Source organism: Mycetocola spongiae, assembly GCF_020424085.1.
Taxonomy (GTDB): Bacteria; Actinomycetota; Actinomycetes; order Actinomycetales; family Microbacteriaceae; genus Mycetocola; species Mycetocola spongiae.
Genome location: NZ_CP080203.1, coordinates 2,151,068 through 2,163,742, shown reverse-complemented (window position 1 = coordinate 2,163,742; position 12,675 = coordinate 2,151,068). Strand labels below are relative to the sequence as shown.

8 protein-coding genes and 2 riboswitches are annotated in these 12,675 nt (G+C 67.9%); of the genes, 6 read left to right on the top strand and 2 right to left on the bottom strand.

Annotated elements, in window-relative coordinates; all coding sequences use genetic code 11:
* Positions 1–41: 41 nt before the first annotated feature.
* Positions 42–133: riboswitch (glycine riboswitch) on the top strand.
* A riboswitch (glycine riboswitch) is annotated at positions 134–224 on the top strand.
* 55 nt (positions 225–279) lie between these two features.
* The 6 genes from gcvP to KXZ72_RS09765 all read left to right on the top strand — a co-directional run bounded on the left by gcvP (position 280) and on the right by KXZ72_RS09765 (position 10,483).
* A complete protein-coding gene (gene gcvP / locus KXZ72_RS09790) occupies positions 280–3,120 on the top strand; it encodes an aminomethyl-transferring glycine dehydrogenase (RefSeq protein WP_226080665.1) in 2,841 nt (946 codons plus the stop codon).
* Between the two features lie 2 nt (positions 3,121–3,122).
* Positions 3,123–4,244 (top strand): glycine cleavage system aminomethyltransferase GcvT, encoded by a 1,122-nt coding sequence (gcvT, locus tag KXZ72_RS09785; protein ID WP_226080663.1) that lies wholly within the window; start codon positions 3,123–3,125, stop codon positions 4,242–4,244.
* Positions 4,245–4,271: 27 nt separating this feature from the next.
* Positions 4,272–4,649, top strand: a complete 378-nt coding sequence (gene gcvH / locus KXZ72_RS09780) for a glycine cleavage system protein GcvH (protein ID WP_226080659.1) — start codon at positions 4,272–4,274, stop codon at positions 4,647–4,649.
* A 44-nt stretch (positions 4,650–4,693) separates the two neighbouring features.
* Entirely contained in the window at positions 4,694–6,094 is a 1,401-nt protein-coding gene (locus KXZ72_RS09775) for an L-serine ammonia-lyase (protein WP_226080656.1), read from the top strand.
* An 84-nt stretch (positions 6,095–6,178) separates the two neighbouring features.
* On the top strand, positions 6,179–8,293 hold the full coding sequence (locus KXZ72_RS09770; RefSeq protein ID WP_226080654.1) for a bifunctional lysylphosphatidylglycerol flippase/synthetase MprF: 2,115 nt from the start codon (positions 6,179–6,181) through the stop codon (positions 8,291–8,293).
* Positions 8,294–8,353: 60 nt separating this feature from the next.
* Positions 8,354–10,483, top strand: coding sequence for a RecQ family ATP-dependent DNA helicase (locus tag KXZ72_RS09765; RefSeq protein ID WP_226080653.1), 2,130 nt, complete (start codon positions 8,354–8,356; stop codon positions 10,481–10,483).
* A gap of 58 nt (positions 10,484–10,541) precedes the next feature.
* Here the strand turns inward: KXZ72_RS09765 and KXZ72_RS09760 are convergent, their stop codons facing one another.
* Positions 10,542–12,059, bottom strand: coding sequence for a DUF7059 domain-containing protein (locus tag KXZ72_RS09760; RefSeq protein ID WP_226080651.1), 1,518 nt, complete (start codon positions 12,057–12,059; stop codon positions 10,542–10,544).
* A gap of 59 nt (positions 12,060–12,118) precedes the next feature.
* A complete protein-coding gene (locus KXZ72_RS09755; RefSeq protein WP_226080650.1) occupies positions 12,119–12,622 on the bottom strand; it encodes an 8-oxo-dGTP diphosphatase in 504 nt (167 codons plus the stop codon).
* Positions 12,623–12,675: the final 53 nt, after the last annotated feature.

The window sequence follows — 12,675 nt, the reverse complement described above, 5'->3', positions numbered from 1 at the left end:
TGTAGATTGGGCTCGTTGGACCACATAACTTTATATGCCATTAAGTCGCCGCGGGAGAGTCCCGAGTTTTCGGGCGCCGAAGGAGCAAACCCTCCCCGGGAATCTCTCAGGCCCCCCGTACCGCAGCGACGCGGCAACTCTGGAAAGCGGCGCCCCGGGCGCCCACCGACGGTGCAAGTGCTTCGGCACGAAATCTCTCAGGTATAGGCCACAGAGCGGGGAGGAAAACCACACCGATACCGGCATGCCCGCATGCCGGCTTCCGATTGGAGTTCCTCGATGACGCCCGAAGCCATTCCCACCGCCTTTATTGATCGTCATATCGGCGCGCGCCGCGAGGCCGATATCCGCGTGATGCTCGACGCGATCGGCCAGCCCTCCGTGGATGCCCTCGTGGATACCGCGGTGCCCCGCGGCATCCGCCAGTCCACGCCGCTCGCGCTGCGCCCCGCGCGCAGCGAGGTCGAGACCCTCACCGAGCTGCGCGAGATCGCCGCGAAAAACGTCACGGCCGTGCAGATGATCGGCCAGGGCTATTACGACACCATCACGCCCGCCGTGATCCGCCGCAATGTGCTTGAGGGCCCCGCCTGGTATACCGCGTATACGCCGTATCAGCCGGAGATCTCCCAGGGCCGGCTCGAGGCGCTGCTGAACTTCCAGACCATGGTGCAGGACCTCGTGGGCCTGCCGATTGCCAATGCCTCGCTGCTGGACGAGTCCACCGCGGTGGCCGAGGCCGCGATCATGATGCGTCGCGCCAATAAAAAGAACGGCGGCAAGACGGTCATCGACGCCGATGCCCTGCCGCAGACCATCGCGCTGCTGCGCGGCCGCGCCGAGGCGCTGGGCTTTGAGGTGGAGGTCGCCGATCTCTCCACGGGCGTGCTGCCCGAGGGGGAGATCAACGGCATCGTGCTGCAGCAGCCCGGGGCCTCCGGCACGATCCACGATCACGCGGCCCTGATCGCCGAGGCCAAGGAGCGCGGTGCGCTTGTGACCGTGGCCGCCGACCTGCTGGCGCTGACCCTGATCACCCCTCCCGGGGAGCAGGGCGCCGATATCGCCGTGGGTTCCACCCAGCGCCTGGGTGTTCCGCTGTTCTTCGGCGGCCCGCACGCCGCCTATATGGCCGTGCGCCAGGGCCTGGAGCGCTCGATGCCCGGCCGCCTCGTGGGTGTGTCCAGCGACGATGCCGGGCGCCCCGCCTACCGCCTCGCGCTGCAGACCCGCGAACAGCACATCCGCCGCGAGAAGGCCACATCCAATATCTGTACAGCCCAGGCCCTGCTGGCCGTGGTGGCCTCGTTTTATGCCGTCTATCACGGCCCCTCGGGCCTGCGGGCCATCGCCGAGGGGATCAACGCGCGCGCCCTCACGCTGCGCGCCTCGCTCGCCGCCGCGGGAATCAACACGGTGAATGCCTCCGCCTTTGATACCCTCACCATCGCCGTTCCCGGCCGCGCCGCGCAGGTCATTGCCGCGGCCGAGGCCGCCGGCATCAACCTGCGCGTGATCGACGCCGATCACGTGGGTGTCTCGGTGGATGAGACCACCACGGGCGCCCACGTGAGTGCCGTGCTGCGCGCAATCACCGGAAAGGCCGAGGTGGTTGCGGCCCCCTCCGCGGTACCCGCCCAGCTCGTGCGCACCTCGGAGTATCTGACCCACCCGGTCTTTAATACCTACCGCTCGGAAACGCAGCTGCTGCGCTATATTCGCCGCCTCTCCGATCGTGACCTCGCGCTGGATCGCACCATGATCCCGCTCGGCTCGTGCACCATGAAGCTCAACGCAACCGCCGAGATGGAGGCCATCTCCTGGCCCGAGTTTGCCTCGATCCACCCGTTTGCGCCCGAGCATCAGACCATCGGTTGGCGCGAGCTGATCGGCGGGCTGGAGGAGGGCCTCGCCGAGATCACCGGTTATGACCGGGTCTCGATCCAGCCCAATGCCGGTTCGCAGGGTGAGCTTGCGGGCCTGCTCGCGATCCGCGGCTATCACCACTCGCGCGGCGATGAACAGCGCACCGTATGCCTCATCCCCGCCTCCGCACACGGCACCAATGCGGCCTCGGCCGTGCTCGCCGGAATGCGCGTGGTGGTGGTGGCCACCGCCCAGGACGGCACGATCGATCACGATGACCTGCTGGCCAAGATCGAGACCCACCGCGAAAACCTCTCCGCGATCATGATCACCTATCCCTCGACCCACGGCGTCTTTGACGGCGATGTTCGCGAGGTCTGCGATGCCGTGCACGCGGCCGGCGGACAGGTTTATATCGACGGCGCAAACCTCAACGCCCTGGTGGGCCTGGCCAAGCCCGGCGAGTTTGGCGGCGATGTTTCGCACCTGAACCTGCATAAGACCTTCTGCATCCCGCACGGCGGCGGCGGACCCGGCGTGGGCCCGGTCGCGCTGCGCGAGCACCTCGCGCCGTTCCTGCCCGGTGATGCGCATGATCCCGCCGCCGGCGGGGGAGCACCCATCTCGGGTTCGCGCTATGGCTCGGCGGGTGTGCTGCCGATCAGCTGGGCCTATCTGCGCCTGATGGGCGGCGAGGGGCTCACCGAGGCCACCCGCTCGGCGCTGCTCTCGGCCAATTATGTGGCCGCGCGCCTGAACGAGTATTTCCCCGTCCTCTATACGGGCGAGGGTGGGCTCGTGGCCCACGAGTGCATCCTGGACCTGCGGGCACTCACAGCGCAGACCGGGGTGACCGCGGAGGATGTGGCCAAGCGCCTGATCGACTTCGGATTCCACGCCCCCACGCTGTCCTTCCCCGTGGCCGGGACCCTCATGGTCGAGCCCACCGAATCGGAGGACCTTGCCGAGATCGATCGTTTCATCGAGGCGATGATCCTGATTCGTGGCGAGATCGATGCCGTGGCCGCGGGCGAGTTTGCGGTGGCCGAGAGCCCGCTGCGCCGCGCGCCGCATACCGCCTCCGCGCTGATCGGCGATGACTGGGATCGCCCGTATTCGCGCGAGCGCGCCGCGTTCCCCGTGGCGAGCCTGCGCCAGGATCGCTATTTCCCGCCGGTGGGACGCATCGACGGGGCCGCGGGCGACCGCAACCTCGTCTGCTCCTGCCCCCCGATCGAGGATTTTGAGGACTAATCATGAGCGAAAAGCACACCCCCCTCTCCGCGGAGCACGCCGAGCTGGGCGCGTCCTTCACCGATTTTGGTGGCTGGCAGATGCCGCTGAAATACGGTTCCGAACTGGCCGAGCACCGCGCCGTACGCGAGGCCGCGGGCCTATTTGATCTCTCGCATATGGGCGAGGTTTATCTGGAGGGGCCCGGCGCCGGCGCCGCGCTCAACTACGCCCTGATCGGGCTGTTCACGGGCATGGCCGTGGGCAAGGCCAAATACTCGCTGATCGTGGCCGAGGACGGCGGCATCGTGGACGATCTGATCGTCTATCGCCTGGGCGAGGAGCGCTATCTGGTGGTGCCCAATGCGGGGAACGCCGAGACCGTCGCGGGCCTGCTTGCCGAGCGCGCCGCGGGCTTTGATGTGGTGGTTCACGATGCCTCCGCGCAGACCTCGCTCGTGGCGATCCAGGGGCCGCTGGCCGAGGAGATCCTGCTGCGCACGGTCCCCGCCGCGGAGAGCGACGCGATCACCGGCATGAAATATTATGCCGCCGCCGAGGTCACCGTGGCCGGGGTTCCCGCGCTGGTGGCCCGCACCGGCTATACCGGCGAGGACGGCTTTGAGATCATCGTGCCCAATGAGCAGGCGGCGCCGCTCTGGCGCACGCTGCTGGCCGCGGGCACGGACTCCGGGCTGATCCCCTGCGGCCTGGCCGCGCGCGATTCGCTGCGCCTCGAGGCCGGAATGCCGCTCTACGGTAATGAGCTGCGCCGCGATCTGGATCCGTTTACCGCGGGCATGGGCCGCGTCGCGGCACTCGCCTCGGAGGTGGATTTTGTGGGCCGCAGCGCCCTCGAGGGCTTTGCCGCCGAGGGCCGGGGAGGCGCCGTGGGGCGCCGCCTCGTGGCGCTGCGCGGCCTCGGCCGGCGCGCGGGTCGCGGCGGCTATCCCGTGACCGTGGACGGCGCCGTGATCGGCGAGATTACCAGTGGCCAGCCGAGCCCCACGCTGGGCTATCCCATCGCCTTTGCCTATGTGGACGCGGCCCATTCCGAACCGGGCACCCGGGTCAACGTGGATCTGCGCGGCAAGGAAGAACCCTTTGAGGTTGTCAGCACCCCGTTTTATCGGCGTTCCGTCTAAATTTTCGTATCAAAGAAAGGCATCATCATGAGCAAGGTAGTCCAGAACCTGAAGTATTCGGCCGAACACGAGTGGGTCGCCGAGGGTGCGCCCGCGCGCATCGGTATCACCGCCGTGGCCGCGGATGCACTGGGCGATATCGTCTATGTGGATCTGCCCGCCGTGGGCTCCACCGTGACCGCGGGGGAGACCTGTGGCGAGGTGGAATCCACCAAGTCGGTATCCGATCTCTACGCGCCCGTCTCGGGCGAGGTTATCGAGATCAACCAGGGCGCCATCGACGACCCCGCGAGCATCAACTCCGATCCCTATGGGGCCGGCTGGCTGTTCACCGTGGCCGTAACCGAGGAGGGCCCGCTGCTGAGCCCCGAGGATTACGCCGCCGCCAACGACGTGGAAATCTAACCCCGTCCCATCGCTCCATCACCGCTTCGCGAGAGGAGTCGACAATGACCGTCGGCGTCTTTGATCTGTTTTCCATTGGAATCGGACCGTCCAGTTCCCATACCGTGGGCCCCATGCGGGCCGCGGCCGTCTTTGCGGCGGAGCTGTCCGAACGCGGGGTACTCTCCCGGGTCCGGGGCCTGCGGGTGGACCTCTATGGTTCACTCGCGGCCACCGGGCACGGGCACGGCACGTTTACCGCCGTGCTGCTGGGCCTGGAGGGGCGCGAGCCCGAGCACATCCTGCCCGCGGAGGTGGAGGAGCGCCTCGCGGCCTTTGCCGCGGGGGCCGATCTACTGATCGGGGGAGAGGTGCCCCTCGCCTTCGGGGCCGGGGATATCGTCTTGCACCCGCTGACGATCCTGCCGCGGCATACCAATGGCATGCGCCTGAGCGTGAGCGATGCGGCGGGGGAGGAGGTGCACTCCGCCACGTTTTATTCGATCGGCGGCGGATTTATCACGCGCGATGGCGCCGAGGACTCCGACACCGCATCATCCGGTTACGATGCAGTGCCCGCGCAGCCCTATCCGTTCCGCACCGCCGCCGAGCTGCTCGCCCACTGCGCCGCAACCGGCCTAAGCTTCAGCGGCGTGATGCTCAAAAACGAGGAGGCGCTGCGTCCCGAGCCGGAGGTTCGCGCGGGCCTGCTGCATATCCGCGATGTCATGGAGGAGTGCAAAAACTCCGCACTCGAGCGCACCGGCCTGCTGCCCGGCGGGCTAAAGGTGCGCCGCCGCGCCCCGGGTTGGCATGCCCGGCTGCGCGCCGAGGACCCCAATCGCGATCCCGAGTTCTGGCAGGAATGGGTGAACCTCGTGGCCCTCGCGGTCAACGAGGAGAACGCCTCGGGCGGCCGCGTGGTCACCGCCCCGACCAATGGTGCGGCCGGAATCATCCCCGCCGTCCTCTTTTATGCCACGCACTATACGCCCGGGATGCGGCACGCGAGCGCCGAGGCGCGCGATGACGTGACCGTGCGCTTCCTGCTCGCCGCGGGTTCGGTCGGGGTGCTCTATAAGGAGCAGGCCTCGATCTCCGGCGCGGAGCTCGGCTGCCAGGGCGAGGTGGGCTCCGCCTCCTCGATGGCCGCCGCGGGCCTCGCCGATATCATGGGCGGCACCCCCGCCCAGATCGCCAATGCCGCCGAGATTGCGATGGAACATAATCTGGGCCTCACCTGCGATCCGATCGGCGGCCTGGTGCAGATTCCCTGCATCGAACGCAATGCGATCGGTGCCGCAAAGGCCGTAAACGCCGCCAAGATGGCGATGTGGGGAGACGGCGTACACCGGGTGTCGCTCGACGAGGTGATCATCACGATGCGCGAGACTGGAAAAGACATGAGCAGTAAATATAAGGAGACCGCAATGGGCGGTCTCGCGGTTAACGTCGTGGAGTGCTAACGGGGCTCGCCCGTTCTCGGGTTTTCCCCGGATAGTGCGCGTAATCTGCTGACGTCCGTTCACGCACACAGAATTAGGGGCGCCATGAACCCGGAGCAAGACACCGCAGAGGCACCGGCGGTCGGACGCTGGCACCCCCGGCGATTGCGGGCCGCCGCGATTCGCATCCCGTTCACGCTGAGCCTGTTCGCGGTGATGTTTTTTATGGCCATCACCACGGCCGCCCTCTGGGAGCCCATCCACGAGCGCCGCTTTTTCCCGGCCATCGCCTATGGCCTGCCGTCCTTTGAGAAGGGCCACTGGTGGACGCTGCTGACCGGAATGCTCTGGGAGCCGCGGCCCGCAATGTATATCGGGCTGATCATCCTCATCCCCGTCTCGGTGATGTGGCTCGAATTGCGCCGCGGCAGCGCGGTGGCCGCGCGCTATTTCATCTTTGGTCAGATCGCCGCCGTCCTGCTGTGTGCGCTTTTCCTCGCCCTGGTTTCGGGGGTGGACTGGGTCTGGGCGGATAAGCTCGCCAATGGCCTCGCCGTGGGCCCCGGCCCCGGACTCTTTGCGTGTCTCGCGGGGGCCGTGAACAGCCTGCGCGAACCGTGGCGGCGCCGCGGACGCCTCATTCTGCTGTATGTCATGGTGGTCTCGGTGCTCTTTGTGGGGGCGCTGGTGAACGTCTTAAATGCCGCCGCTATCGGCCTGATCCTGCTGCTGGGCATGCGCCATCAGCCGCGCGCCGCGAGCGTGCACGAGCGCCGCTTTACCTCCTTTGTCTCGATCCTCGCGCTCGGGGCCATGCAGCTCATCCTCACCGTGGTGCAGACCAGCGGCCCCTTCGGTACCACCGAGCTCTTTGACGGTGCCTGGCCCCATGCCCTGATCAACGCCGCCATCATCCTGGTGCTCGCCAATGGCCTGCGGGTGGGCCGCCGCCTGGCCTGGGTGCTCACCCTCCTCCTGGTGATCTTTAATATCCTCGCGGGCGCGATTGTTTTTGGAATCCTGCAGATCGACCTGCCCGAGCTCGAGGAGGTCACGGCGTTTGTCAGCGGCTCCACCGTGACCATCGCCAATGCCGTGCTGTGGTGTGTCTTCCTGGTTTATCTGCTGGTCGCGCGCGGCGCCTTTACGGTCCCGATCCGGCGCCGCCTTCCCGGCGTCGCGGGTGGACCCGAGGAGAGCGTGCGCACGCTGCTGCGCCGCGAGGGCGGCGGCGATATGTCCTGGATGGCCACGTGGCCCGATAATCGCCATTTTTTCAGCGCCTCGGGTCGCAGCATGCTCGCGTATCAGGTGCATGCCAAGACGGCCATTGTCCTGGCCGATCCGGTGGGCCCCGCCGAGGAGCGCACGGCGGTATGTGAACAGTTCATCGCCGCGAGCGAGCGGGCCGGCTTTGTGCCCTGCTTTTTTGTGGCCAGCGATGCGCTGCGCGCGGAGTCGCTGCCGCAGTGGCGTTCGCTTCAGGTGGCCGAGGACACCATCATCGATCTGCCCGGCCTGGCCTTCACGGGCAAGCGCTGGAACTCGGTACGCACCTCGATTAATAAGGCCGAGCGCGAGGGCATCACGTTCCGACTCACCCACCTGTCCACCGAGCCGCGGCGCGTGCAGCAGCAGGTGCGCGCGATCTCCGAGGCCTGGCTGGGCGATAAGGGCCTGCCCGAGATGGGCTTCACGCTCGGGGGAGTGGACGAGGCCCTCGACCCCGATGTCCGCCTCGCGCTGGCCTATAACGCCGAGGGGGAGATCGACGGCTTCCTGAGCTGGCTCCCGGTATTTGCGCCGGGCGGAGAGATCCACGGCTGGACGCTAGACCTGATGCGTCGCCGCGAGGGGGGCTTTGGCCCGGTCATGGAGTATCTGATCGGAAGCTCCGCGCGGGACTTCTCGGCCGAGGGGGCGCAGATCGCCTCGCTCTCGGGCGCACCGCTGGCCAATATCGGCCAGCCCGGGGCCACCCTGATCGACTCGCTCGTGAATGGGCTGGGGGAGGCCATCGAGCCGCTCTATGGCTTCCGCTCGCTGCACGCCTTTAAACGGAAATTTAATCCGCGCTATGAGCCCGTTTTCCTGCTCTATCGGGACGAGGGCGATCTGGCAAGAATCGGAATCGGCCTGAGCCGTGCGTTCCTGCCCAATGCAAGCCTGGCCTCGCTCGCGCGCGGCCTGCGCCACGATCTGCACGAGACAAACGCCTAGCCGGGCGACGCGGGTGTGGGCGGCCCGATAAACGTCGGCGGATCCTGCGAGACTGGGGGTATGTCCTCCTCGCAGACGCAGCTTGATGCCCTGGCCATTCTGGCCGACCTCACCGGGGTTCCCGGCGCACAATTCCACGACGGCCAATACGAGGCCATCTCCACGCTGGTGGAGCAGCGCCGGCGGGCCCTCGTGGTGCAGCGCACGGGTTGGGGAAAATCCGCGGTCTATTTCATCGCCACGCTGCTGCTGCGCCGGCGCGGTGCCGGCCCCACGCTGCTGGTCTCGCCCCTGCTCTCGCTCATGCGCGATCAGGTCTCCGCGGCCGCGCGGGCGGGAGTGCGCGCGGTGGCCATTAACTCGGCCAATGCCCACGAGTGGGAGAGTGCGCGCGCGGCCCTCGCGGCCGATGAGGTAGACGTGCTGCTGGTCTCGCCCGAGCGCCTGAATAACCCGCGCTTCCGGGATGAGCAGCTGCCCGAGCTGATGTCGCGGATCGGCATGCTGGTAATCGATGAGGCCCACTGTATTTCCGATTGGGGCCACGATTTCCGTCCCGATTATCGCCGCCTGGCCGAGCTCATCCGCTCGCTCCCGGAGGATCTGCCCGTCCTGGCCACCACCGCCACGGCCAATGCCCGCGTGGTCACCGATATCGAGGAGCAGCTGAGTGTGGACGAGGCCGGGGTGGTCACCATCCGCGGCTCCCTCGCGCGCCGCTCCCTGCGGCTGGGGGTATTGGATCTCGCCGATTCCCGCGCCCGGCTGGGCTGGCTGCTGAGCCACCTCGGTGATCTCACCGGTTCGGGCATCATCTATACCCTCACGGTCTCGGCCGCGGAGGATACCGCGCGGCTGCTACGCGAGGCGGGGCATAACGTGCGGGCGTATACGGGTCGCACGGATACCGATGAGCGCGAGGAATCCGAGCTGCTCCTAAAAAATAATCAGCTGAAGGCGCTCGTGGCCACGAGCGCGCTGGGCATGGGTTTTGATAAGCCCGATCTGGGCTTTGTGGTGCACCTCGGTGCCCCCTCCTCGCCCGTGGCCTATTATCAGCAGGTTGGTCGCGCGGGCCGCGGCACCGATAGCGCCGATGTCCTGCTTCTTCCCGGCTCGGAGGATCGCGAGATCTGGCATTATTTTGCCACCGCGTCAATGCCCGATGAGGCCCGCGCCGAGGCCGTGCTCGCGGCACTAGATTTTGACCGCCCCCTGTCCACCCCGGCCCTCGAGGCGCGGGTAAATATCCGGCGTTCGCCGCTGGAGCTGCTGCTTAAGGTGCTGGATGTGGACGGCGCGGTGCGCCGGGTCGAGGGCGGCTGGGTGGCCACGGGTGCGCCGTGGCACTATGACGCCCCGCGCTACGATCGGATTCGGCGCGCACGCCTGGATGAGCAGCAGTCGATGATCGATTATCAGCGCGGCCCGGGCTGCCGCATGGAAACGCTTCAGCGCGATCTTGACGATGCCACGGCCGCCCCGTGTGGCCGCTGCGATCGCTGCACACAGGCCTGGTATCCGAGCGATGTTGCGGCCGAGGCCGCGGGGGTTGCGGCGGCCTCACTGGATCGGGTGTCGGTCGAGATCGAGCCGCGCCGGCAGTGGCCCACGGGGGCCGATCAGCTCGGCGTCCTGCTGGATGGCTCGCCCGTGCGCGGCAAGATTCCCGAGTCCCTGCGCCTCGAGCCGGGCCGCGCGGTGGCGCGCCTCACGGATCTGGGCTGGGGCAATACCCTGCGTGAGCTTTTTGCCCCGGGCACCCCGGATGCCCCGGTCTCCGAGGGCCTGCTGGGCGCCAGCGTGCGGGTGCTCGCGGAGTGGGGTTGGGCGGAGCGTCCGGCCGCGGTGGTATCCCTTCCCTCGCGCTCGCATCCGCTGCTGGTGGACTCGGTGGCGCGCGGCCTGTCCCGCGTGGGTCGGCTCCCGTATCTGGGGTCCCTGGATCTGCTGGGCGAGGGCCCGCGCGGTTCCTCGGGCGGAAATAGCGGCTATCGGTTGGCCTCGGTCTGGGACGGCTTCACTCTGGGTCCCGAGCTCGCCGCGGCCCTCGAGGAGTATCGCGGCCGGCCCATCCTGCTGGTAGACGATCGGGTGGATAGCCGCTGGACCATCACCGTGGCGGGTGGCCTGCTGCGCCGCGCGGGCGCGGGTAGCGTGCTTCCGTTTGCCCTCGCGCTCACGGCTTAGGCCGCCCCGGGGAAGTCACCCACATCCGTAACCACATAAACGGGTGTGGGCTCGCGTCCTAGGACGCGCTATTAAACTCCGCGGGCACCAGGAAGCCCTCGTCGAGCAGCTCGCGCAGGCGCGGGAGAAGCTCGGCCGCGAGGGCCGCCTCGTCCACCTCCAACAGCTGGGCGATCGCCCCCACCAGCACCCCGGCCGGCAGGGTCCCATCGCTCGCCCCCACGATCGCCGCGAGCCCGGTATCCAGGTCCACGGAACGGCTAAAGCCCGCGCCCTGGTGCAGGATCATCACGGAGGGATCCTCGGATCCGGGCCAATAATGGCGCTCCTCGGTGACATCCCCGCTCACCAGGAGCGATTCGGCGGCCAGCTCGGCATCGGTGCGCGCAGCCTGCCAGTCCCGGGCCGCCACCACCTGGGCGACGTGGCCACCCAGCCCACCCACCACGCGCGAGTCCACGCGCTCAAAGCGCCGCCAGATCGGCAGGTCCCCGGTCGCGCGGCGCAGGAAAACATAGCCAAAGCCCACTCCTGTCACGCCGCGATGTTCAAAATCATCCAGCCATGCGGTGGCCAGCTCCTCAAATGCGGCGGTGCCGGGCACGGTGCCGCCATCGCGGATCCAGGTCTCGGCATAGCGCACGGGGTCCTGGCGCTCGCGCTCCACGATCCACGCATCCACGCCGGCGTCGAGCCAGCCCCGGATGCGATCAAAGGCGTCCAGCTCCCCGCGATACTCCCAGTTGCCAAGCATCTGCGCGATTCCGCCGGGGGCCAGGTGGCGCGGGGCCTGGGTCATCATGGCCGCCACGATCGCGTCGCCCTCAAGCCCGCCGTCGCGATATTCATAGGTGGGGACCCCGTCCATCCGGGGGGTGATCACAAACGGCGGATTGGATACGATGCGATCAAAGGTCTCGCCGGCCACGGGCTCAAAGAGGCTGCCGAGCCGAAACTCGATATTTTCCACGCCGTTAAGCGCGGCGTTAAACGCGGCCATCTCCAGCGCGCGCTCGGAGATATCGGTGGCGATCACGCGCTCGGCAAAGCGCGCAAGATGCAGCGCCTGGATGCCACACCCGGTCCCGAGGTCCAGCGCGAGCCCCATCGGTTCGGGAATGATCAGCCCGGCCAGCGTGCGGCCGGCCCCGCCGATTCCCACCACGTGGCCCTCGCCCAGCGCGCCGCCGCGGACCATCTCGCCGAGGTCCGAGACGAGCCACCAGTTCTGTTCACCCAGTGCATCCACAAACGCATAGGGGCGCAGGTCCACGCGGGCGCGGGCGCGGTCGCCCTCCACGGCCACCAGCCCGGCGTCCACGGCACCCTCAACCCCAAACCGGGGGAGGGCCTCCGCGAGTGCGTCCACGCCCACGGCATCGCCTACGAGGAAGAGTTGCGCAAGCGTCGCGAGGGGCTCGATCCGGGCGGCGGCGAGGACGCGGCGCGCGGGGAGGCGATTGGCCCGGGTGAGGGCATCCGCGGCGGCCGGGCCCCAGAGTTCCGCGAGGCGCGGTTCCCGGTAATCGGCGGCGTCGAGATCGGAGACGAGGTCACTCAGGCGGTTCTTATTCACGCCCCCTATTCAACGGCATTTTTTCGCGCCGCGCTCACCACCGAAACCGGATGCGGGGGTTACTGCGAGTGTGTCGGGTCCTCAAGCGGGCGTCCGCCGCGCCCCACCACGGTGGCCGCGTCCGCGCCAAATTCAAAGTCCTCGTCCACGCTGCCGCCCGCGAGCACACCGGGCAGCCAGAGCCGGGCATCGTCCCACATCAGGTCAAAGGGAATCTCCGCCACGGGTACCCACCGCAGTTCCAGCTCATCGGAGTGGGTGGCCTCGCCGGAGAATACGTCGGTGCTAAATACCCAGGACACCTGGCTCCACTCGGGGCGATGCGGGAAGGCATAGCGGTTCACGCCGCACGCGCGCAGGTCGCCCGCCGCCACCACCAGCCCACTCTCCTCGGCCACCTCGCGGATGACCGCCGCCTCGGGGGTCTCCCCGGGCTCCAGCTTGCCTCCGGGTGCCACCATTTTTCCGGCGCCCAGCCCGCGCAGCTTAAGCCCGAGCAGCACCTCGCGGCCGCGGGGGCCGTCACGCAGAATAAAACACACACAAACCTCGGGATGAGCCATGGGTTTAGGGTATCGCGGCGCGCGGGAACCCCGCGAAGCGCGTACCCTTGAGG

What these genes read in the sequence shown, in the direction of transcription:
- gcvP (WP_226080665.1), top strand. Translation starts at nt 280, where the DNA reads ATGACGCCCGAAGCCATTCCCACCGCCTTTATTGATCGTCATATCGGC.
- gcvT (WP_226080663.1), top strand. Translation starts at nt 3,123, where the DNA reads ATGAGCGAAAAGCACACCCCCCTCTCCGCGGAGCACGCCGAGCTGGGC.
- gcvH (WP_226080659.1), top strand. Translation starts at nt 4,272, where the DNA reads ATGAGCAAGGTAGTCCAGAACCTGAAGTATTCGGCCGAACACGAGTGG.
- KXZ72_RS09775 (WP_226080656.1), top strand. Translation starts at nt 4,694, where the DNA reads ATGACCGTCGGCGTCTTTGATCTGTTTTCCATTGGAATCGGACCGTCC.
- KXZ72_RS09770 (WP_226080654.1), top strand. Translation starts at nt 6,179, where the DNA reads ATGAACCCGGAGCAAGACACCGCAGAGGCACCGGCGGTCGGACGCTGG.
- KXZ72_RS09765 (WP_226080653.1), top strand. Translation starts at nt 8,354, where the DNA reads ATGTCCTCCTCGCAGACGCAGCTTGATGCCCTGGCCATTCTGGCCGAC.
- KXZ72_RS09755 (WP_226080650.1), bottom strand. Translation starts at nt 12,622, where the DNA reads ATGGCTCATCCCGAGGTTTGTGTGTGTTTTATTCTGCGTGACGGCCCC.